This window comes from Aliirhizobium smilacinae, from assembly GCF_006335145.1.
Taxonomy (GTDB): domain Bacteria; phylum Pseudomonadota; class Alphaproteobacteria; order Rhizobiales; family Rhizobiaceae; genus Neorhizobium; species Neorhizobium smilacinae.
Map to the genome: position 1 here is coordinate 174534 of NZ_VDMN01000002.1, position 21071 is coordinate 195604.

Genomic DNA, 21071 nt, shown 5'->3' on the forward strand with positions numbered 1-21071 from the left:
AATGACCAATTTTCAGCATATGCTCGACGGCTTTGCGACAGCGCTTGAGCCTTGGAACCTCCTGTTCATCCTGATCGGAAGCATACTCGGCACGATCGTCGGGGTTCTGCCCGGCCTTGGGCCTTCCGCAGGCATCGCGCTCCTTTTGCCGCTGACCTTCGGGATGGATCCGACATCGGCTCTCATCATGATTGCGGGGATGTATTATGGCGCCATGTATGGCGGGTCGACGACCTCGATCCTGATCAACACGCCGGGTGAATCCTCGTCGGTGATGACTACACTGGATGGCTACCAGATGGCACGAAACGGCCGCGCCGGTGCAGCACTCGCGGTCTCCGCGATCGGGTCGTTTATCGCCGGAACCTTCAGCGTCATCGCTCTCAGCCTGCTCGCCACGCCGCTCGCTCGCTTCGGCCTCAAATTCGGGCCGGTCGAATATTTCAGCCTGATGCTTTTCTCGATGTCTGCGGTTTCGAGCCTCACCGGCAAATCAGTCACGAAGGGTCTGTTTTCGATGATCCTCGGCCTGATGATAGCCACGGTCGGAATCGATCTCCAGAGCGGGTCACCGCGTTTCACCGGAGGTATTCCGCAGTTGCAGGATGGCGTCAGCTTTCTGGTCATTGCAGTGGGAATGTTTGCTATCTCCGAAGTGCTGATCACGTTTGAAGAGCACGTCCGCGGAAGTGCGCCCGTTTTAAGAATCCAAGGTCGCCTGTGGCTGACACGGGAAGAATGGCGGCGGTCGATCATGCCGATCATTCGCGGCACCCTCATCGGCTTTGCAAAAGGCGTTCTTCCCGGTCCGGGAGCAACTATCTCGACGATCCTTTCTTACGGCCTCGAACGCGGGCTTCATAAGGAGAAGGAAAAATTCGGGACCGGCATGATCGAAGGTGTCGCAGGGCCGGAGGCCGCCAATAACGCCGCGGCTGGCGGCGCCATGGTCCCTCTCCTGACCCTGGGACTTCCAAGCGGCGGCACGACTGCCGTCCTGCTCGGTGCGTTTGTGATGTACGGGCTGCAGCCGGGGCCGCTGATGATGAGCCGCAACCCGGACGTGGTCTGGGGGCTGATCGACAGCATGTATCTCGGCAACGTCATGCTGTTCATCCTCAATCTTCCGCTGATCTTCATCTTCGTTCGGCTGCTGTATATTCCGACCGGAATTCTCCTACCGCTCATCCTGACGATCGCGACCATCGGCGTGTTTTCAATCGACGCGAGCACACTCGATCTTGCTCTTGTCCTGGGTTTCGGCATCGTAGGTTACATCTTCCGCAAGCTCGACGTCCCTCTTGCTCCGATGGTTCTCGCCGTCGTTTTGGGCAAGAGCCTCGAACAGTCGTTCCGCCAGTCGATCACGATCTCCGGTGGCGATCTCGACATATTCCTGTCGAGCGCGCTGTCGGTCTTCTTCCTTATCCTGGCGGTCGCGATGTTCTTCCTGCCTTTCGCATGGAAACACCGCAACACCATCTTCGGCTTCCTGCGGCCATCCCGCGCCATTTCGAAAAATTGACCCATCAATCTCAATCGGAGAATTCCATGACGTCCACATTCGCTATCACGCGCCGCAAGGCCCTAGTTTCCTCCCTGGCCGTGGCCGGCCTTGCCGCCTTTCCCGGCCTCGGCTCCGCACAATCCTCGTCCTGGGCGCCTGACAAGCCGGTCGAAGTCGTCGTCGGCGTGGGTCCGGGAGGCGCGAACGACCGAACCGCTCGCGATATCGAGCGGTTCCTGAAAGATGGCGGCTTCACCCCGGCTGGCAGCGTCGTCTCCAACAAGCCCGGCGGCGGGCACGCGGTCGCCCTTGCCTACACGCTCGCCCATCCCGGCGAAGCAAATATTCTGCAAGTCGTCGGCGGCGTGATGTTGTCGAACAACATTCTGGGCCGCAGCCCGATCTCGTTCGCGCAGTTTACACCGATCGGCACCCTTTTCGATGAGCAGATGGTGTTTGCCGTCGGTGCGAACTCACCGATCAAGACGGCTCAGGATCTGGTCGACAAGCTGAAGCAGGATCCGGCATCGGTGTCGTTCTCGATTTCCACCGGCATCGGCACAACTAACCATATCAGCGTACTGCAGCTTGCAAAGCAGGTCGGCGCAGACATCAAGAAGATCAAGGCGGTCAGCTTCAATTCCTCCACCGAAGGCGTCACTGCAACGATCGGTGGACATATCGATGTCGTCGTGACCACCCCGTTTGCTCTCAACCCGTTCGTCGAATCCGGCGACCTGAAATATATCGCGGCCGCAAGCGCCGAGCGTTCGGGAGGCCTGCTGGCCCAGGTGCCGACATGGCGGGAGCTTGGCTACGATATCGTGGTCCCGGCATGGCGCCTCATCGTCGCGCCGCCGGACCTGAAGCCGGAGCAAATCGCCTATTGGGACAAGGCCATCGCAGCCGTGACGGATACGAGCGAATGGAAGGCAATGCTCGAAAAGGAATCTCTCGTCCCGCATCGCCTGACCAGTGTCGAAACCAAGGCCTATCTCGAAAGCGAAGATAAACGTTATCGCGAGCTTCTCGGCTCCATCAGCCAGTAAGCAATCGTTCCAATCCCGGGAGCCCCCAAAGGGCTCCCGCCTGACCGTGCCGGACTTCCGATGACCTCCCTGACCGTATCCCAATCCTTTGCCCGCAATCTTCTCGATTTTTCCAGACGGGATTTACCGGAGGAAGCTTTCGACCGAGCGCGCAACGCCATCATCGACACGATCGGCGTAACCTTGGCGGGAAGCAGACATCAGGGCAGCGAGATCCTGAGATCGGTCGTTTTGCCGACCGCCGCCACGGGCAAGTCACGGATATTCGGCACCGATCTCACTCTCAACAGCCTTGATGCCGCGCTCCTCAACGGGACGGCTGCACATATGCTGGATTACGACGACTCCAATTCTCACATGCATGGTCACGTGTCGGTTGCAATCCTTCCGGCAATTCTTGCGCTCGCGGATGAACACGGCATCAGCGGACCAGCGGTACTCAATGCCTATATCGCCGGTTTCGAGGCTGCAGCACGTATGGGGAATGCCGTGAGCCGGCGCCAATACACACTTGGCTGGCATCCGACAACCACCGTGGGGATATTCGGTGCAGTAGCCGCAGCAGCCGTACTTCTCGAGCTGACACAAGAGCAAACCGCGACCGCTCTCGGCATTGCCACTTCCTTTGCATCCGGCATCAAATCCAATTTCGGCAGCATGACCAAGCCGCTGATCGTGGGTCATGCCAACCGCAACGCACTGACCGCCACAGCCTTGGCGCGTGCAGGTTTTTCATCCGGCCCAACTACCTTCGAGCATCACCAGGGCTTCTTCGCAGTCTTCAACGGCGCACCCGAGAGCTACGATGCCAGCTTTATTGTCGAACCATGGTCCGGTCCGTTGCGGATTCTCGACCGCCACAAGGGCATCAAGCAAAAACGCTTTCCGTGCTGCTATGCGCTGGCCCCGCCTCTGGACGGCGTACTAGCGTTGCGAGAGGAATATCGGTTGCTGCCCGAGCAGATCGCCTCGGTTGAAATCGGCGTTCATCCCATCCGCTTTCCTCACATCAACGTACAGAGCCCGGATACACCGCTCGCGGCAAAATTCTCGACCAGCTACACGATCGCCCGTGCTCTGGTGACCGGTACGGTCACCATGGAAGATTTCGAAGATGAGGCCCATTTCAACGATCCTGCGACGCGATCGCTCATGCCGCGTGTCAGTCTGCATCGGTACGAAAATGACAACCCAAGCGGAGCCTCGGTGATCATCAAGACGACCGGAGGACAGCAGCTTGAGCGATTCGTCGAGGCAGCCCTAGGATCCACTTATGACCATCCTATTCCGGAACAGGCAATTCGGCGGAAATTTCTCGATTGCGCCGCCTTGGCGCTCAACAGCAATGAAGCAGAGAACTTGCTCAAGCGTCTAGAAACGGACGAGTTCGCCTGATGAAGGTCGCTATGCATCCATGAACCTGCTCAATTTCGTTCCCCCGGAAACCTCAGTTAGTTTTGCCTTCATTCTGGTTTTCGCGAGCTTTTTCACGTCCGCCTTGACTGCCGCATTGGGTCTCGGTGGCGGCGTCGCAATGCTCGCAATCATGAGCATTGGTCTTCCGGTGGCAAGCCTGATGCCAGTGCATGGGATCGTGCAGCTGGGCTCGAATTTTGGCCGTACCGTCATTCAAAATCGCTTCGTCACCTGGCGCCTTGTCGGCTGGTTCTTTATCGGCAGCGTGATCGGCATAATAATCGGCACGCCGGTCGCGGTGATGATTCCGGAGGCGGCTGCGAAAGTGGTTCTTGCGCTCTTCATCCTCTGGTCCGTTCACGGACGCAAGCCGAAGCCCGAAAATGTAAGCAGCCTGTTTTTTGTTGCCGGCGGAACAGTGACCTCAATCGGCACAATGATCGTCGGTGCGACGGGCCCTTTGGTTGCTGCCCTGTTATCCGCGCGAGGTCTGACACGGCAGCCTTTGATCGCGACACACGCGACCTGCATGGTGGTCCAGCATGGGTTGAAGATCCTGGCCTTCGGTTTGCTCGGCTTTGCCTATGCAAGCTGGGCTCCGCTTCTCGCCGCCATGATTTTCAGCGGAGTTTTCGGCACCTGGATAGGCAGCCGCGCGCTCGACAATGTGCCGGAAGCCAAATTCAAGATCGCCTTTAAGCTGGTCATGACCCTTCTCAGCCTGCAGATCATCTGGAGTGCATTGCGTGGTTAGTCGGCAGCTTAAGCAACAACAGGACAGATTGATGCCAACGACGAATATCCCGCGAGGCCTGAGCCTTGGACGCTATGTAGCAGAAGCGGGAAGCCGGCAGTACGCGGCCGATGTCATTCACGAGGCAAGACGCTCACTTGTCGACTATCTCGGCGTAACGATTGTGGCCGCGTTTGACGAGACGGTAGAACCCGTCCGGCGCGCCGCGGCAAAATGGAACGCGTCAGGCAAATCCCGGATCGTGCTTGGCGGCACGACGACTCCGGCGCTTGCGGCGCTGATAAACGCAACGGCCACCCATGCGATGGATTATGACGACGTTCATTATCTGGGAGCGGGGCATCCGGGCGGCCCTTGCTGGTCGACAGCACTTGCCGTCGCTCAACACATCGACGCGCCTGACCAGGCAGCACTCGGTGCGTTCATCACTGGGTTCGAGATTATGGCGAAGCTGGGAGGCGGAGGCGTGCCGGGGGTCGGCAGGCGTCTTCAGCGGAAAGGGTTTCATCCAACATCCGTGGTCGGCCGGATGGGCGCTGCAGCGGTTACCGCAGCGCTCTATGGACTGGACGCGTCGCAGTCGTTGCATGCACTTGCAAATACGGCGACGACAGCCGGCGGGCTCGTGGGATCATTCGGAACCCATGGAAAACCGTTCCATGCCGGCAAGGCGGCCATGGATGGGATTCTGGCCGCAGACCTGGCGAGCGAAGGTCACGTGGCTGCAATACATCTCTTCGAGCTGGAACATGGCTGGCTCGACGCATTTATTCAGGATCGACAGGTCGAAGTGCCGCCTCTCGATTTCGACACTGGCTCCGAATTGCTGCGTAACGGCTACAAGCTTTTTGCCAGCTGCCGTGCCACGCACGCCTCATCGCAGGCAGCGATGGAACTTGCGGAAAAAATCTCGCACTCGTCAGTCCAAAGCGTTCACGTTAAAGTTCATGCCGGTGCACTGGTGACAGCCGGAAATCCCGATCCGAAGACGCCGCTCGAGGCAAAATTCAGCGTGGCGTTCTGCGTTGCCATGGCGCTCTCCGGCTACCGCCTTGCTTGGTCCGATTTTTCCGAATCCGTATTCGCGGACGAGCGCGTGACTTCGCTTTGCAAGAAAGTAGTCGTTGAGGCGGTCGAAGGGCAATCGCCGGCATCTGCTTACGTCGATGTGATCCTGGACACCAATGACGTCCTACATGCGAAAACCGCAATTATCCTCGGACACCCGGACAACCCGGTCAGCGACCAGGGTCTGGAAGAAAAGTTCAACAGTCTGGTACGGCCGGTTCTCGGAGAGGCGAATGCCAAAACAATTATCGGGGCGGCCTGGCAATTCGGCGAGCCTGGTTCGTTGCGCGATATTTCTCAACTCTTAGCTGGAAAATAACCATCGGCCGATGTGGGCAACGACCGTGAAGGTCTCGATGGGGAACGATCTACCGATCCCGCTTTTCGAGGGAATTCTTGAAAAGACATCACACATAGACAGGCGTGTGATCTCAACACGGGCATCTATTCAGAGTGTGTCATTCGGTGAAAATCGGACCCATTGCACGACCTGAGCTTGCAATCTCAAAAAACGGCACGACTTATCGTTTTAAGGCAGCTCATCTTCAGGGCGTTGTCAAGGAGGACAATATGTCTTCCGATCGAAACGAACCGTATTTTGGTTCTGCCAGGCTTATTCGCGTCGGATACGCGATGAGTGATAATGGAAAATTTGGCAAATTGATTAATTACGGCGGCGGGTGCTGATGGGCATTTCCTTTCCCAACGCGAGCCGCAGCTTTGACCCGAAAAATCGTTGCGTCCGCTTTACCGGCTACGACGGGATGTTTGAGATCAAATTTTTTGTCGCCAGCGAAGTTCTTTCCAGCGAGACGCCTCACCGCACTGCAAACGAGGCAGATCTTCTGGCATCCTTCGATGCTTTGTGAGCGAGAATTTTGAAGGCCGCGGTCATGGCTTATGGGAAGTCGAAGAGCAACGCCATCACTCTAGACCTCGGGCACTTCCGTTGAGTGATCATCATGGAAGCTCCATGATTGCCGCAGCCGAGCGGAGAGAGCAAGGAGACCACATATGACATTCGACCACGCACCTTGAGAACAACGCTCAAACTGTAGGGCGCAAGCTGTAGGTTGCCGCGATCATCAAACAAGCACCAAGACAACCCGGTCAGCGAAATCTCATCGACTATGGCGATGCGGCGGGACGGGACTACCTGCTGCTTTTGAAGCTTCTGTTCACAACAGAAAAGCTGTCCATACAGGTTCATCTTGATGATACCGCCGCAAAATCGATGGGGATGGCGAGCGGCAAAAGCGAAGCCTGGTATGTGTTGGCGGACTTAGGGGCGCAGGTCGCCGTTGGGCTCAAGCGGCCACGGACACAGCTCGAATTCAGGAAGGCAGCGAATGACGGCCTCCTCGACTGGCAGGACGCTACAGCTTTGTAAGCCGGCCCATGACAATCCAGGCGATACCGGACGGGACCTTGCCACGGCGTGCTGCCATGAACTCATGATGTTACATTGGCAGCGAAGCCGAGACGTTTTTTGACACAACTGGTTATCGCGGCCAACTCCTGCATCCATCGAGATCGGAGGTCACGATCAATAGACGCTACAAATGGCCAGGAAATCGCTGGCTACGAGGCTGGCACCACCGACAAGGGCACCGTTTACGTTTTCAACGCGCAGAATTTCGGCAGCATTCGATGGCTTGACCGAACCGCCATACAGGAGCCGCATGAGACTACACTCATCGTCATAGCGATGACTGAGTTCGGAGCGGATAAAGGCGTGCGCTTCTGCGATATCGGCGATCGAGGCCGTGCGACCGGTCCCGATTGCCCAGACCGGCTCGTAGGCAATGACTGTATTTTCTGCCGTCACGTCATCCGGCAAGGATCCCGCCAATTGACGGCGGAGTACGTCCAACGTCTGATCGCCCAACCTCTCCTCTTCCGTTTCACCTATACAAACGATAGCAGTCAAGCCGGATTTGTGCGCGGCGACGGTCTTGGAACGGATCGATGCGTCGTCTTCCCTATATCCCATGCGTCGTTCCGAGTGGCCGACGATGACGTGGCTGCCGAGACTGTCGGCAATCATGCTGGCGGAAATATCGCCGGTATAGGCGCCGCCTTCCTGATGATGGCAATCCTGCGCCCCGATCCGCAACGGCGTGCCAGCGGTCATCACTGCCGCGGAATGGAGCAATGTGGCCGGTACGCAGATCAGGGCATCGACGTTGCAGGCGGCGAGGACTTCGCTGGCCGCCACTTTCTCTATTTGCGCGAGGCTGTCGCGCAAACCGTTCATTTTCCAGTTCCCGGCAACAAGCGGCTTCGGTACCGATCCCATGGCGTATTCCTCCCTTCGAGCCTCGGTTCTTTGCCGGCCCGGAAATCCTGTTATTCAATGTGCTCTGAGGCGAAGTACGGCAGCCTTAAAAGCATGCGGCTTCGGCCATTTGTCCATTCCTGGCGGCACTCATTCGCGAGATAGTGACATGCCTCGATCGCTGCATTTAGCGAGTTAAGACAGATAGAAGACTTCTTTCAATTCCTGCGAAACCGGGCTGTTGTCCGAATTGCTGGCCATGACATCCGCCATAAAAGCCCACCACTCCTTGCAGACCGCGGTATTCGCTACAGCGGCCCAACGCTCCTCCGATTCAATTTCGACCGAGGCGAAGAGCAGGCTCCGCGCCTCGTCAAGATAAATAGCGTAGGAAAAGGCACCATGCGCTTTCAGGGTCTCGGCCAGTTTCGGCCAGATCTCGTCATGACGACGTTTATATTCGTCATGCTTGTCGGGAAAGACCTGCATGACGAATGCTTTTCGGATCCTTGATGCCTGGCTGACCATGGTGTTCCCTCTTATTGCGCGGCGAGACGCCAGTTTTCGAGTGCCATCGCTTCCGGCAACGGTTCGACGCCGAAACGCGCAGCAAGATCGCGAAGGTTCTGGGTGGTAATCGTCTGGCGAGCCCCCCCCATCGATACGACCTTGACCAAAACCTCGGCTGCTTTCTCGGCAGTGTCGATCAGGCCGAAAGCTTCGTCGAGCGTATCGCCAGTGCCGAAGATCCCGTGGAATGGCCACATAACCAGCGTATGATCGGCCATTTCCTTGGCGGTCGCATCACCGATCGTGTCCGTACCCGGTACGAGCCATCCCATCGTACCGACCCCCTGCGGGAAAACGACAAGGCATTCGGTGCTTGATTCCCAGAGCGCCCGGGTAACGTTGGCCGGATCGAGGTCCAGCACGAAGGTCAGTGCCAGAAGGTTGGTGGCATGGCAATGCATGATGACACGGTCGCGGCCGTTGCTGACCTTTTGACGGACACCATGGGATTTCAGATGGGATGCAAGTTCGGAAGTCGGCGCGCCGCCATCCGTGAAGCCCCATAGGATTTTGACCGATGCGCCATCGGGCGCGACCTGAACAACACCCATATTGGCTGCAGGATCAAGCTGAACGTTGCGGAAATATTTGCCCGTTCCGGTGACGATGTAATACTGGCCGGCCAGTTCCGGCAGCGGATCGCTGATCGGCGCACTACGGTTAGCCGGCCACTGCGCCAGATAGGGTGCGACGTCTTCCGGCAGCAGACGCAGGCTGACATTGCCGCCATTGCGCTCGTCCCACCCCTTCAGCCACATGTCCGAGGTCGCCTTGACCATGGCGGTTACAAACCAGGAATTTGCAGTATGCAGTGTCATGATCATGCGGCCTTTCGTTTGCTCAGCACGTTGCGTTCATAATTTTTGACCTCGTCCAGCCAGGCTATGCCGACCGGCACGTTTCTGCTGAGGCAATAGAAATCCCAAACCGCGGACCACGGCATTGATTTGGCTTCTTCCATCATGGCCAGCCGCGTCGTGAAGTCCCGCTCGCCTTCAGCCTTTTTCAGCCTGGCAACCGGCTCAAGCAGGGCGCGCAACAACGCTTTGCGCATGTTGCGGGTGCCGATCACCCAGGCAGCCACACGGTTGATGCTGGCGTCGAAGAAATCGAGGCCGATATTCACCTTGCCGAGGATGTCACCACGGATCAGCTCGTTGGCGATCGCCTGAAGTTCGTCGTCGAACAGCACGACGTGATCGCTGTCCCAGCGCACCGGGCGCGAGACATGCAGCAGTACTTCATCGACGAATTGCAGCACCGAGGACAGTTTGTCGGATACGACCTCGGTCGGATGGAAGTGACCGGCATCGAGGCAAAGCAGGATGTTGCGACTGGTGGCGTAGCCCATGCAGAATTCGCTGGAGCCGACCGTGTAGCTTTCGGCACCAATGCCGAACAGCTTGCTCTCGACTGCATCCTTGTGGAAATCGCGCGAAATCGGTTCGGCAATAATTGCGTCCAACGACTGGGCAAGACGCTCGCGCGGCGCAAACCGGTCGGCCGGAAGATCCTTCATGCCATCGGGCACCCAGATATTCATGACGGATGGCGTGCCGAGTTCCTTGCCGAAATACTCGCTGACCTTGCGGCTTGCCTTGCAATGAGAAATCCAGAAATCGCGCACGGCTTTATCGGGATGGCTGAGTGTTAGCCCGTCTGCACTCAAAGGATGCGAAAAGCAGGTCGGGTTGAAATCGAGGCCGATCTGGCTTTTCCTGGCCCAATCTACCCAGTTCTGGAAATGCCGAGATTCTATCGCATCACGAGCAACTGGTGTGTCACTCTCCAGATAAATGGCATGCAGGTTGAGGCGTTTTTGGCCGGGAATCTGTGCCATGGCGAAATCGAGATCGGCACGCAGCTCGCTCGGAGTGCCTGCACGGCCCGGATAATTGCCGCTGACCTGGATACCGCCGGTCAGCTGTCCGGCCGGATTTTCAAAACCTCGAACGTCATCGCCCTGCCAGCAATGCATTGAGATGGGAATGGTGTCGAGGCGGTCCAGTGCGACCGCGGTGTCGATACCGGCGGCGGCAAAGACATCACGCGCTATGGCATAAGCGGCTTCGACTTTTTGTGATTGGCTCATCAAGCTTGTCCTTCTTGAGCAGGCAGCGGGCTGAAAGACTGGAAACGATCCCAGACAGTTTCGGGCACGCAATGACGCGGAACATATTCGGTTAGAGGGAATGAGCGCCGCACGACGGCGCGTGCCTCATCGAGGCCGGAGAGCTGCCCCAAGGCGATCATCTGTACGCAGACATTTCCAAGCGCCGTCGTCTCGATCGGTCCGGCCGTCACCGGTATGCCGCAGGCGTCGGCGCAGAGCTGGTTGACGAGATCGTTCTGGCTACCGCCACCAACGATACGAATATGATTGACCGGACGCCCGCGCAGAGTTTCCAGCTCCTCTTTCACGCGGCGATAGGACAGGGCCAAGCTGTCAAAGATGCAGCGCGACAGGGCGCCTGCGCTCTGCGGTACAGGCTGACCCGTTTCCCGGCAGAATGCCTGGATTTCCGCGGTCATGTCGGCCGGATTGAGAAAACGCGCGTCCTGGGGATCGATCAGGCTTTGCCAAGGCATGCCATCGCCTGCCGCCGTTACGAGCCCGGCATGATCCGGCGAACCCAATTCCTTCCGGACCCGCTGGATCAGCCAGAAGCCCATGATGTTCTTCAGGATGCGATAACGGCGCTCGACGCCCCCCTCGTTGGAGACGTTTGCGTCCAGGGCTTGCGCATCGGCAAACGGGGTTTTGCTCTCGATACCCATAAGCGACCATGTGCCCGAGCTGATGAACGCTTCGTCCTCGGTCTCAAGTGGAGCGGCGGCGACCGCCGAACCGGTATCGTGTGTGGCTGGGGCGATCACCTTGATGGGGTCACCGCTATGCAACGAAGGCATGTTACCGAGAACAGTACCCGCCTCAACCGGCCGTATCATCACGTCTTTCGGCAGGCCCGCAGCTTCGAGCAGATCGGCATCCCAATCATCCTGGTGCAGGTTGAAGAGCTGTGTCGTCGTCGCGTTGGTGTATTCGTTGGAAAGCACGCCGCAGAGACGGAAGTGCAGATAGTCGGGGATCATCAGGAAATGGCGAGCCCGAGCCAGCCAATCAGGATGCTGGCGAACCGTTGCCGCCAATTGATAAAGCGTGTTGAACTGCAGGAACTGGATGCCGGTGCGGCGATAGATCTCCGGACGGGAAATCTGCGTGAAGACCGCCTCCATCATATCGTCCGTACGGTGATCGCGATAAGATACAGCCGGACCAATCCGCTGCAGGTCCTCATCCAGCAGCACATAGTCCACACCCCAGGTATCGACGCCGACGCTTACCAGAGAACCCTTCTCCTGGGCGGCGGCAAGGCCCTTGCGCATTTCGGTTTCGAGGAAATCGAGATCCCAGCATTGATGGCCGAAAACATCGTCGTTACGCAGAGTGTTCTCGAAACGATGGGCTTCCGTCAGCGACAAAATGCCATCCTTCAGCTCGCTCAGGATGACCCGGCCACTGCTGGCACCAATATCGACGGCGGCGATTTTCTCAGGCATTCTCATGCATGTTCTCTTCATCGTTTTCAGCACCTTAGCCGCAGTCAGGGACATGGCGCCTTGAAGAAGCAGACATGAGATTTGATGATACGCGTCATTATTCGAAGATGACGGTAGAGCTTCTGCATCATCGCGCCCGCCCGTATTGATGGAGGCCGGAGCGCCGCATTGATGCAGATCGGGGACCGGCACTTTCGAATGCGTTACCTGTCAGCTTGTGCGTGATTATGCAGTGTTGATTCGATGAAGCTCTTGGCCAAGGAATTTTTTCATTCGGACGCCCAAACGGTCATCGTGGAGGAACGATCGCCGCAGACGGCGTTTCCTCTTCACGATCATGACTTTCAAGAGGTCATGATCGTCCTTTCCGGCAATGGCTGGCATATGTTGAACGACGAGCCGCACTTCATCACCTGCGGCGAGCTTTTCTATATCAAAGCGGAAGACCATCACGCCTACGAACAGGTCGATGACCTCTACCTGACAAATATCCTGTTTCGGCCCGACAGGGCCTCGGGTCGCTACGATTTTCTCGATATCATGCGGCGGTCCGCAGATAACGAACAGGGGAGCCGGCAGCACTGGCAGGTTACGGAGGATGTTCTTGCAAAGGTCAAACCGCTGATCGAGGCCCTGGAAAACGAGGCCCGCCGATCTGATCCGCTTTCGGGTGCAATGTCGGAGGCGTTGTTCAGCCAACTCGCCATTGTTTTGTCACGCTCGCAATTCGCCACTGATGCACGAGGGCTGCCGAACGCGGCGCGACTGGGGCATGTCCTGAATTATCTCAGGCATAATTGCACCGAGGAAATCGATCTGGAGAGTGTCGCTCAGCGCTTCGGATATTCCTCGCGCAGCTTCAGCCGGCTGTTTCGCGAGGCAACGGCAACGACGCCGCATAATTACCTCGTCAAGCTTCGGCTGAGCAAAGCCATGCGGGCGCTGCGTGCAACGAATGACAGTGTCACCGACATTGCTTTTGCCTGCGGCTTCAACGACAGCAATTACTTTTCCTACAGTTTCAGCAAGATGACCGGCATGGCGCCCAGCGAATATCGTCGCATGCCCCGCCCGAATTACGCCTGAACATCGCATCGCCTGCCTTCAGCAGGGCGGCACCTTACAAAATCAAAAGGCCCGCCATAAGGCAGGCCTTCCGCAATCGGTAGAAAATCAAGCTTCCGTTCGTAGTCAGAGAGCCTTCTTGTAAAGCTCCAGAATGTCTTCATCCGTGGCTGCGACTGGGTTGCCGGGTGCGCAAGGATCCTTCTGTGCCTTCTGGACCCAAAGCGGGAAGTCACCTTCCGTCACTCCAAGTTCCGCAAAGCCGCTGGGAATCCCGACCGTTGCCGACAGATCGCGGATTGCCTTGATCGCAGCCTTCGAGGCATCTTCGGTGCTCAGGCCCTTGACGTCGACTCCCATAGCTTCCGCAATCCGGGCAAATCGCTCGACCGCGTAAGGACGGTTGAACTCTTCTACCAGCGGCATCAGGATGGCGTTGCAGACGCCATGCGGCAAGTCCTTCACTGCACCCGGCTGGTGCGCCATCGCATGAACGAGACCAAGACCTGCGCTGTTGAAGGCGAGACCGGCGATGAACTGGCCGTAAGCCATCATCTCACGTGCCTCGAGGTCTTGGCCGTTTTCAACCGCGCGAGGCAGGTAAGCCGAAATCAGACGGATCGCTTCAAGCGCTGCATAGTCGGTGAGAACATGCGCGCCCTTGGCTACATAAGCTTCAATAGCATGGGTCAGAGCATCCATGCCGGTTGCTGCCGTGGTGGCAACCGGAATACCGGTCATCATGGCGGAATCGTTGACCGAGATGTCCGGGATGATGTTGGCGTCGATGATGACCATCTTCACCTGCGCGACGGGATCGGTGATGACCGCGTTGGACGTCACTTCAGCGGCGGTGCCGGCCGTTGTGTTGACGGCGGCCAGGAAGGCACCCGACTTGGCGACTTTGCCGACGCCTTCATAGAGCGTGATCGGACCCGGATTGGCTGAAAGGATGCGCACGGCCTTGGCCGTATCGATCGGGCTGCCACCACCGACGCCAATAATCGCGTCGCACTTGTTGTCGACAAAAACCTTGTAGGCGGCTTCGACGATCGGGACGGTCGGATTGGGAACGACACCATCATAAACGAAAGCTTCGATGCCCTTGGCCTTCAGCCCCTCAAGCAGCGGTGCGACAAGGCCGAACTTTACCAGCGTCTCGTCCGTGATGATGACTGGACGCTTCAAGCCGCGCGCTGCGAGTTCACCGGGAACTTCTGCCAGGCTACCGGCGCCGCTGATGTTGATTTTTGGAAAACACAGTCGAAATGCCATCTCGTTTCTTCCTCCTGATCAGGAGACTGCCGTTACGATGAACGGCAGCGCTCCAAGAATAAATCTTCTTAGTGATCGGAAGTTTAGCGAGGGTAGGATCAAGAGGCCTTTGTGCCTTGGACATAGTTGCAGCTGGCGTGGCCGGAAATTAGAGATCGCGGACCATAGAGCTTACAACGGCGCCGAAGGATCCGAAATTTCACGCCGAGAGCGTGACGTTCAGCACATAATCTTTTGCAAGCAAGACCTCGACCTTGCCCGGTCCCGGCAAGAGCATTGCGCCGGAAAGTGCGCCGGTCGTGATAACCGAACCGGCTTCCAGCGAATTGGCGGTGCGGGTGCTGTCGTTGGCATAGGCGACCAGCCAAGCCAAAACGTCGCCGACCGGGTGTTTTGCCGGCCCTTCATAGATTGAGTTGGCGCCCTGGATGACTTTCACCTCGACCTCTCCAACCGTATCGATAAGCTTTTTCGGCACGACCGAGCCAAGTGCATAGCCGCGATTGCCGATACGATCCGCAACATAGAGTGGGAAGGACAGCTTTCCGCTTTCATCTACTGCAGACGACAAAAGCTCCGCACCAAGGTAAGCCTCCGAAACCGCCTCATAGATATCGTCTCGGGAATAGGGATAGGCTTTGACCGGAAGATCCCGGCCGAGACGCAGGGCGATTTCCACTTCGAATTTCATGCCCGGCAGATAGGGCAGTTCCGCATCGCGAGACGTTTCAACATAAGGATGCAGTGGCGCGACAACGGCCTGCTGATCGGGCGACATCGCCACTTTCCATACGGTTGTTGAAGCCCCTTCACGCGCGGCGAGCGCCTTCTGCGCCAACACCGCCTCAGCGAGATCCCGAGGTTGGGAGAATGCCGCCGTGGCTTGTGACCCGCCTGCCGCGCGCAACGTATACAACGCGTCGGCAAGCGCATTGGCGTCAAAAGCTGGTGACGAAATATCGGTCATGGGTATCCTCCGGGATGTTTTGAGGCTCAAATGAGCGGAGCCAGGGTATAGCGCTCGGCCAAATTGACCAAGACCGTGTTAAATCGGCGCCGGCACTTCGACACCCAGGCGTTCGGCATGCGCCACAAGCGAATCGATAATTCCGGCATGCAGCACGACGCCCGCTTCGATTGCGCTTCTCTTGCGTGACATCGCCGCCTCGCCGGGCAATCTCACCTTCGTGATACCCGGCCTTGGCGGATTGGCGCGGCAGGCGTCCACCAGCCAGCCGGTCTGGCGCAGGAACGCGGCATTGCCTCCGAAAGCTTTGGGATCCCACACCTGAACCGTGACGGCGGCATTGGTGCCTTTCGGCGCGTCGGCGCGGCCATAACCGGCCAGCCCCTGCGTCAGGGCTTCGGCGATCAGCGCCATCCCATAACCTTTTTGGCCATGGTCGATACCGCCTGTCGGCAGAAGCGTGCCGCCAGTTTCAAGCACTTTGGGGTTGCGGGACGGATTGCCTTCTGCATCCATCAGCCAGTCGGCCTCGTATTGCCTACCCTCGCGGATCAACCGCTGCGCCATGTTGACCGTGGTGATGGAGGCGGAGATGTCGATGAGGATTGGATCGCCCGGCGTCGGGATGCCGTGCGCGACCGGGTCCGGCGTATAAACGCCCTTGGTACCGCCGAACGGCGCGACCTGAGCGCCGGACGGTGATGAGGACGCGATCGATACCAACAGGCCCTTTTCGGTCGCGATCGGCAGATAGGCGGCCAGTGCTCCGATATGATGGCTGTTGCCGATAACGACTGTGGCGGTGCCGAACTCCCCTGCCCGTTCCATGGCAAGCTTGACGGCTTCGGAGGTCAACCACGCTCCGGGTAAACGATTGCCGTTCCAGCAGACGGATGGACCGCGATCGCTGATGGTCTCATAGCTCCCCGTCTTTGTCACGATGCCGTCGGCAATGCCTTGCAGATACCAGCCGGCCAGTGCCAGGCCGTGGGTCGAATGCCCCATCAGATCGGCCTCGACGAGATAGGTGGCGACTGCTGTCGCTTTGTCGTCTTCAAGACCAGCGCCAGCGAAAAGCGAATGGGCGAACGTGAGCAAGGCGTCGCTCGAATAACGTGGATCGGTCATCTGTCGTAAACCTCCGGATTGAGAACGCGAGGCGGCCGACGCCCGGCAATAAAATCCTTTATGTCGCTGATCACCATCAGGCCGACATTTTCAAGCGCTTCCAGGCTGTCGGCTCCGCTATGCGGCGTGAAGACGACATTCGGGAGCTTGAAGAGCGGATGCGACACATCCGGTGGTTCGGTGACGAAGGCATCGATTGCGGCACCCCGCAGGCGGTCCTGCGAGAGAGCGGATGCCAGCGCATCATTATCGACGACCTCACCACGCGCGAGATTGAGCAGGCACGCACTTGGTTTCATCAAAGAGAGCTTTTCCGCCCCGATCAGTGCTGTGTTTCCGGTGCCGCCGAAAATGTGCAGCGACACGTAGTCGGAACGGGCTAGCAGCGTGTCGAGTTCGACGATCTCGATGCCGTGCTCGGTTATGAATGCCTGATCTGGATAGAGGTCCGAAGCGACCACTGTCATGCCAAGCGCAATCGCCTTGCGCGCCAGCAGCTTACCGATATTTCCGAGCCCGACGATGCCGAGCACCTTGCCGGAAATCTCGGTTCCCGGCTTGCGGTCCCAGCCGCCGGAGATCACGTTCATATGACCATATGGGATGTTGCGGGCCATGGAGAACATCATCCCTACGGCCAGTTCGGCCACGGCATTGGAGTTCGCGCCCGGCGTGCTGGTGACCGGATATCCCTTTGTCGTGCAGGCCGGAATATCGACATTATCGACCCCGACGCCGTGCTTGAGCACAGCCTTGAGCCTCGGCGCGTCCTTGATCGTCGCAGCGTTGACCGGTACCAGCCCGGCAACCAGGAAGTCCGCTCGCCCGATATGCTGAGACAGGCCGCCATCCGGCAGAGCCGTATCCGTACAACGGATGATTTCCCAGCCGGTTTCCTCAAGCAATTGCGGCAGCCGACCATGCCGCCCGAAGCCGGGCGACGTCGTTGCGACGACAATGGACATCAGCTCTTCCCTCACAGCAGGCCGAATTTCTTCAGCGTTTCGCCGATACGGGCGTCTTGTTCGGCGTTCGGCAGCAGAGCCGGCTGGCGGCTGGCGCCAACGGACGAGTCCTGCAGATAAAGCGCACGCTTGACCATGGCCGGCGGGAAACCGTGGGCGTAGAGGTCGGTGCGGAAGGCGGTGTAGATTTCCTGCTGGCGCTGGGCTTCTTCGATATTGCCCGAGTTGAAGCCGCCGACGATGCCGGCGAGAACGTCCGGCATGGCATTTCCGAGGCCGGAAATGCAGCCCGCGGCGCCGTTCTGCAGCGACCAGAGCACCAGATGGTCCGGGCCGGAATAGACTTCGAAACCTTCGACCTCCTTGGAAACCTGCAGATAGGCAGCCAGCGTTTCCTGCGCGCCACCCGAATCCTTGATACCGGCGATGTTGCCATGGGTGGCCAACTTGCGGGCGGTTTCCGGTTCGATGTGATTCTGTGTGCGGGCCGGGATGTCGTAGAGATAGACCGGCGTATTGACGGCGTCGGCCACGGTGGAGAAGTGGCGGATCAGGCCATCCTGCGTGCAGGCGATGAAGAAAGGCGTGATGACGGCGATGCCGGTGACGCCGATGCGATCGAATTCCTTGGCGAGTTGCAGCGTCTCGAACGTCGCGGGCATGCCGGCGTTGACGATGACATCGACCTTACCGCCGACTTCATCGACCACTTCCTCGAGCAGCTTTACCTTTTCGCCGTGGGTCAGCGCCGAAAAATCGCCGTTTGTACCGGCGCACATGATGTTGTTGCCGGCCGCCACCTGACGGCGCACCTGGGCGCGGGTGGCTTCGTAATTGATGGTCTCGTCGTCGTTGAAGCAGGTCACGATCGCGACGAAGGCTTTCTTGGTCATCATTCTACTCCGGTATCAATCAAATCAGGATGCGGTTGCGAGGCGCGCGTTGCGGTTTGCCGCCTGCACGTCCGGGTCGGGATCGAGGCTGGCGGCGAGAAGCGCCTGCGTATAGGGCTTTTGCGGGTTGTCGAAGACCTGGGCGACGGTGCCGAATTCGACCACTTCGCCCTTCTGCATGACCATGACGTAATCGGCAAAGTCACGAACCAGCGGCAGGTCGTGAGCGATGAAGATGAAGGCGATGCCCATCTCCTTGCGCAGTTTGTCCAACAGCGTGATCACCTGCGCCTGGACCGACACATCGAGCGCCGAGACGGCTTCGTCACAGACGATCAGCTTTGGTTCGAGCGCAAGCGCGCGGGCAATGGCGATACGCTGGCGCTGGCCACCGGAGAACTGGTGCGGATAGCGGCCCATATGTTCCGGTGACAGACCGACCTGGCCTAGCAGTTCGGCGGCCCGTTCGCGCCATTTGGCCTTGGGCAGAATTTCCGGATGGATGACCCAGGCCTCCGAGATCAGCTGGTAAACGGTCATGCGCGGGTTGAGCGACTGGGTCGGGTCCTGAAACACCATCTGCAGGTCGCGGCGCAGCTTGAACAGGTCGCCCGGCGACATGGTGAAAAGGTCTTTGCCCTTCCAGTGCGCGGTGCCGCCATCCGGCTCTTCGAGGCGCAGAAGGATGCGTGCGAGCGTCGATTTGCCCGAGCCGCTTTCACCGACGACGGCAACGGTCTCGCCCTGCTTAAGGTCGAAGGAAACGCCCTTCAGCGCATCGAAGCCGCCGTAGGACTTGCGGGCATTTTTGACGCTGAGGATCGGTTCGCCTTGCGCTTCCGGCTCATGCATCTCGCCCTTACCCGGTGCGGCAGCGATGAGCTTTTTCGTGTAGGGATGCTGCGGATTGCGATAGACGTCACGCACCGTGCCGCTTTCGACCAGCTGGCCTTTTTCCATCACAACGACGCGGTCGGCGACCTCCGATACGACGCCGAGGTCGTGGGTGATGATCAGCACGCCCATGCCTGTTTCGCGCTGCAATTCCTTAAGCAGCGCCAGCACTTCCGCCTGCACCGTCACGTCAAGTGCTGTGGTCGGCTCGTCCGCGATCAGAAGGTCCGGTTTCAGCGCCAGTGCCATGGCGATCATCACGCGCTGACGCTGGCCGCCGGAAAACTCGTGCGGGTATTTGTCGAGCGCCCGTTCCGGGTCTGGCAGCGCAACGCGCTTGAACAGACGCAACGCTTCGGCCTGAGCCTGCGTGGTGCTTATACCGTGGGTCTTCAGCGCTTCGCGCACCTGCCAGCCGACTGTATAGACCGGGTTGAGGTGGCTGAGGGGGTCCTGAAAGATCATCGCGATGCGACGTCCGTTCACCTCGCGGCGAGCCTCGGCCGACATTTTCAGCAGGTCTTTGCCCTCGAGAAGGATCTCGCCGGACGTGATCTTGCCCGGCGGCATGTCAATCAGGTTCATGATCGCCGACGAGGATACCGACTTGCCCGAACCGCTCTCGCCGAGGATGGCAAGCGTTTCGCCACGGTCGAGATAATAGGAGATGTTGCGTACGGCATGAACTGTGCCGGTAACTGTGTGGAAATCCACGGAGAGGTTGCGGACCTCGAGAAGATGATCAGCCATTTTTCGGTCCTTTCATTTCCAGGCGCCAGCGCTGGACGGGGTCGAGCGCGATACGCAGCCAGTTGGACAGAAGGTTGAGCGAGAGTGTGGTGAGGATGATCGCCAGACCCGGCCAGAAGGACAGCCACCAGGCATTGGTGAGGTACTGGCGGCCTTGGCTAATCATCAGGCCCCAGGTGATTTCCGGCGGCTGGATGCCTATACCGAGGAAGGAAAGCGCGCTTTCCGCCAGCATGACATAGGCGAAATCGAGCGTGGCGAGCGTCGTCAGCGTCGGGAAGACCACCGGCAGGATGTGGCGGAACAGGATGCGCTTCGACGATGCGCCCATGACACGGGCGGCCTGCACGAACATGCGGCTCTTGATTTCCAGAACCTCGGCGCGGGTGGTGCGCAGATAGACCGGAATACGGGTGATCGACAGGACCAGCATCAGGTTGAGGATGGACGATCCGAGGATGTAGAGCACGATCACCGCGACGAGCAGCGACGGGAAGGACATGATGACGTCGGCGATGCGCATGATGACCTGGCTGACGCGCTCCGACGCGAAGCCGGCGATCAGGCCGAGCAGCGTGCCGACGACAGCAGAGATGAAGACGGCGCCGGCGGCCACCATGATGGTGTTCTGGGTGGCAACAATGATGCGCGGCCAGAGTGGGCGGCCAAGCGCATCGGCGCCGAGCCACATGAACCATTCGCGCGAAAAATCGAACGGTGCGAGGTTGCGGCCGCGCAGGTTCTGTTTCGTGGCGATTTCATCGAGCCAGCTCGGGCCGATGATCGCCATGACGATAACGAAGACGAGGAAGATCGCGGCACAGAGCGCGAACTTGTCGGCCCAGAGCATGCGCGCCATGCGCACGAAAGCGCTCGGTTCGGCTGCGACGGTTTCCTTGGTGGGAGTGGATTGAATGGCCATGGTCATGTC

General features: G+C 58.7%; 20 protein-coding genes. 8 read left to right on the forward strand and 12 right to left on the reverse strand.

The window, feature by feature from the left end; all coding sequences use genetic code 11:
• Window position 1 precedes the first annotated feature (1 nt).
• The 7 genes from FHP24_RS11725 (at window position 2) to FHP24_RS11755 (ending at window position 7184) form a co-directional block, all read left to right on the forward strand.
• Window positions 2–1525: a tripartite tricarboxylate transporter permease gene (locus tag FHP24_RS11725; RefSeq protein WP_139676391.1), complete on the forward strand. Its 1524-nt coding sequence runs from the start codon at window positions 2–4 to the stop codon at window positions 1523–1525.
• A gap of 26 nt (window positions 1526–1551) precedes the next feature.
• Complete coding sequence (locus tag FHP24_RS11730) at window positions 1552–2556, forward strand: tripartite tricarboxylate transporter substrate binding protein (protein WP_180355976.1); 1005 nt, start codon at window positions 1552–1554, stop codon at window positions 2554–2556.
• A gap of 60 nt (window positions 2557–2616) precedes the next feature.
• Window positions 2617–3951, forward strand: a complete 1335-nt coding sequence (locus FHP24_RS11735; RefSeq protein ID WP_210237824.1) for an MmgE/PrpD family protein — start codon at window positions 2617–2619, stop codon at window positions 3949–3951.
• A gap of 19 nt (window positions 3952–3970) precedes the next feature.
• Complete coding sequence (locus FHP24_RS11740; protein WP_139676393.1) at window positions 3971–4726, forward strand: sulfite exporter TauE/SafE family protein; 756 nt, start codon at window positions 3971–3973, stop codon at window positions 4724–4726.
• Window positions 4727–4757: 31 nt separating this feature from the next.
• Window positions 4758–6113, forward strand: a complete 1356-nt coding sequence (locus tag FHP24_RS11745) for an MmgE/PrpD family protein (protein ID WP_139676394.1) — start codon at window positions 4758–4760, stop codon at window positions 6111–6113.
• A 367-nt stretch (window positions 6114–6480) separates the two neighbouring features.
• Window positions 6481–6663, forward strand: a complete 183-nt coding sequence (locus FHP24_RS11750; protein ID WP_139676395.1) for a DUF1488 family protein — start codon at window positions 6481–6483, stop codon at window positions 6661–6663.
• 296 nt (window positions 6664–6959) lie between these two features.
• On the forward strand, window positions 6960–7184 hold the full coding sequence (locus tag FHP24_RS11755) for a hypothetical protein (RefSeq protein WP_139676396.1): 225 nt from the start codon (window positions 6960–6962) through the stop codon (window positions 7182–7184).
• Window positions 7185–7340: 156 nt separating this feature from the next.
• Here the strand turns inward: FHP24_RS11755 and tpiA are convergent, their stop codons facing one another.
• From tpiA to rhaB, 5 genes are all read right to left on the reverse strand, one after another.
• The gene (gene tpiA, locus FHP24_RS11760; RefSeq protein WP_139676397.1) at window positions 7341–8093 is read right to left on the reverse strand and encodes a triose-phosphate isomerase; all 753 of its coding nucleotides are present in this window, start codon (window positions 8091–8093) and stop codon (window positions 7341–7343) included.
• 174 nt (window positions 8094–8267) lie between these two features.
• Window positions 8268–8600, reverse strand: coding sequence for an L-rhamnose mutarotase (gene rhaM, locus FHP24_RS11765; protein ID WP_139676398.1), 333 nt, complete (start codon window positions 8598–8600; stop codon window positions 8268–8270).
• An 11-nt stretch (window positions 8601–8611) separates the two neighbouring features.
• A complete protein-coding gene (rhaD, locus tag FHP24_RS11770) occupies window positions 8612–9466 on the reverse strand; it encodes a rhamnulose-1-phosphate aldolase (RefSeq protein ID WP_246091710.1) in 855 nt (284 codons plus the stop codon).
• Window positions 9463–10734 (reverse strand): L-rhamnose isomerase, encoded by a 1272-nt coding sequence (locus FHP24_RS11775; protein WP_139676399.1) that lies wholly within the window; start codon window positions 10732–10734, stop codon window positions 9463–9465. Before FHP24_RS11775 ends, rhaD begins: the two co-directional genes overlap by 4 nt.
• Window positions 10734–12203 (reverse strand): rhamnulokinase, encoded by a 1470-nt coding sequence (gene rhaB / locus FHP24_RS11780; protein WP_139676400.1) that lies wholly within the window; start codon window positions 12201–12203, stop codon window positions 10734–10736. The genes FHP24_RS11775 and rhaB overlap by 1 nt, the downstream gene beginning before the upstream one ends.
• A 243-nt stretch (window positions 12204–12446) precedes the next feature.
• Between rhaB and FHP24_RS11785 the strand changes: the two genes are divergently transcribed.
• Entirely contained in the window at window positions 12447–13289 is an 843-nt protein-coding gene (locus tag FHP24_RS11785) for a helix-turn-helix domain-containing protein (protein WP_139676401.1), read from the forward strand.
• 105 nt (window positions 13290–13394) lie between these two features.
• On the opposite strand, the gene FHP24_RS11790 is transcribed toward FHP24_RS11785, so the two are convergent.
• From FHP24_RS11790 to FHP24_RS11820, 7 genes are all read right to left on the reverse strand, one after another.
• Complete coding sequence (locus FHP24_RS11790; protein ID WP_139676402.1) at window positions 13395–14543, reverse strand: iron-containing alcohol dehydrogenase; 1149 nt, start codon at window positions 14541–14543, stop codon at window positions 13395–13397.
• Between the two features lie 199 nt (window positions 14544–14742).
• The gene (locus FHP24_RS11795) at window positions 14743–15510 is read right to left on the reverse strand and encodes a fumarylacetoacetate hydrolase family protein (protein ID WP_139676403.1); all 768 of its coding nucleotides are present in this window, start codon (window positions 15508–15510) and stop codon (window positions 14743–14745) included.
• Window positions 15511–15588: 78 nt separating this feature from the next.
• Window positions 15589–16638, reverse strand: coding sequence for an Ldh family oxidoreductase (locus FHP24_RS11800; RefSeq protein ID WP_139676404.1), 1050 nt, complete (start codon window positions 16636–16638; stop codon window positions 15589–15591).
• The gene (locus FHP24_RS11805; RefSeq protein ID WP_139676405.1) at window positions 16635–17603 is read right to left on the reverse strand and encodes a phosphoglycerate dehydrogenase; all 969 of its coding nucleotides are present in this window, start codon (window positions 17601–17603) and stop codon (window positions 16635–16637) included. Before FHP24_RS11805 ends, FHP24_RS11800 begins: the two co-directional genes overlap by 4 nt.
• A gap of 11 nt (window positions 17604–17614) precedes the next feature.
• Window positions 17615–18496, reverse strand: a complete 882-nt coding sequence (locus tag FHP24_RS11810) for a dihydrodipicolinate synthase family protein (RefSeq protein ID WP_139676940.1) — start codon at window positions 18494–18496, stop codon at window positions 17615–17617.
• Between the two features lie 24 nt (window positions 18497–18520).
• A complete protein-coding gene (locus FHP24_RS11815; protein ID WP_139676406.1) occupies window positions 18521–20140 on the reverse strand; it encodes an ABC transporter ATP-binding protein in 1620 nt (539 codons plus the stop codon).
• On the reverse strand, window positions 20133–21062 hold the full coding sequence (locus FHP24_RS11820) for an ABC transporter permease (RefSeq protein WP_139676941.1): 930 nt from the start codon (window positions 21060–21062) through the stop codon (window positions 20133–20135). The genes FHP24_RS11815 and FHP24_RS11820 overlap by 8 nt, the downstream gene beginning before the upstream one ends.
• Window positions 21063–21071 lie beyond the last annotated feature (9 nt).

Bases quoted from the DNA above. Each gene is read 5' to 3' on its own strand.
- FHP24_RS11725 (WP_139676391.1), top strand. From the start codon at position 2: ATGACCAATTTTCAGCATATGCTCGACGGCTTTGCGACAGCGCTTGAG.
- FHP24_RS11730 (WP_180355976.1), top strand. From the start codon at position 1,552: ATGACGTCCACATTCGCTATCACGCGCCGCAAGGCCCTAGTTTCCTCC.
- FHP24_RS11735 (WP_210237824.1), top strand. From the start codon at position 2,617: ATGACCTCCCTGACCGTATCCCAATCCTTTGCCCGCAATCTTCTCGAT.
- FHP24_RS11740 (WP_139676393.1), top strand. From the start codon at position 3,971: ATGAACCTGCTCAATTTCGTTCCCCCGGAAACCTCAGTTAGTTTTGCC.
- FHP24_RS11745 (WP_139676394.1), top strand. From the start codon at position 4,758: ATGCCAACGACGAATATCCCGCGAGGCCTGAGCCTTGGACGCTATGTA.
- FHP24_RS11750 (WP_139676395.1), top strand. From the start codon at position 6,481: ATGGGCATTTCCTTTCCCAACGCGAGCCGCAGCTTTGACCCGAAAAAT.
- tpiA (WP_139676397.1), bottom strand. From the start codon at position 8,093: ATGGGATCGGTACCGAAGCCGCTTGTTGCCGGGAACTGGAAAATGAAC.
- rhaM (WP_139676398.1), bottom strand. From the start codon at position 8,600: ATGGTCAGCCAGGCATCAAGGATCCGAAAAGCATTCGTCATGCAGGTC.
- rhaD (WP_246091710.1), bottom strand. From the start codon at position 9,466: ATGATCATGACACTGCATACTGCAAATTCCTGGTTTGTAACCGCCATG.
- FHP24_RS11775 (WP_139676399.1), bottom strand. From the start codon at position 10,734: ATGAGCCAATCACAAAAAGTCGAAGCCGCTTATGCCATAGCGCGTGAT.
- rhaB (WP_139676400.1), bottom strand. From the start codon at position 12,203: ATGCCTGAGAAAATCGCCGCCGTCGATATTGGTGCCAGCAGTGGCCGG.
- FHP24_RS11785 (WP_139676401.1), top strand. From the start codon at position 12,447: ATGAAGCTCTTGGCCAAGGAATTTTTTCATTCGGACGCCCAAACGGTC.
- FHP24_RS11790 (WP_139676402.1), bottom strand. From the start codon at position 14,543: ATGGCATTTCGACTGTGTTTTCCAAAAATCAACATCAGCGGCGCCGGT.
- FHP24_RS11795 (WP_139676403.1), bottom strand. From the start codon at position 15,510: ATGACCGATATTTCGTCACCAGCTTTTGACGCCAATGCGCTTGCCGAC.
- FHP24_RS11800 (WP_139676404.1), bottom strand. From the start codon at position 16,638: ATGACCGATCCACGTTATTCGAGCGACGCCTTGCTCACGTTCGCCCAT.
- FHP24_RS11805 (WP_139676405.1), bottom strand. From the start codon at position 17,603: ATGTCCATTGTCGTCGCAACGACGTCGCCCGGCTTCGGGCGGCATGGT.
- FHP24_RS11810 (WP_139676940.1), bottom strand. From the start codon at position 18,496: ATGACCAAGAAAGCCTTCGTCGCGATCGTGACCTGCTTCAACGACGAC.
- FHP24_RS11815 (WP_139676406.1), bottom strand. From the start codon at position 20,140: ATGGCTGATCATCTTCTCGAGGTCCGCAACCTCTCCGTGGATTTCCAC.
- FHP24_RS11820 (WP_139676941.1), bottom strand. From the start codon at position 21,062: ATGGCCATTCAATCCACTCCCACCAAGGAAACCGTCGCAGCCGAACCG.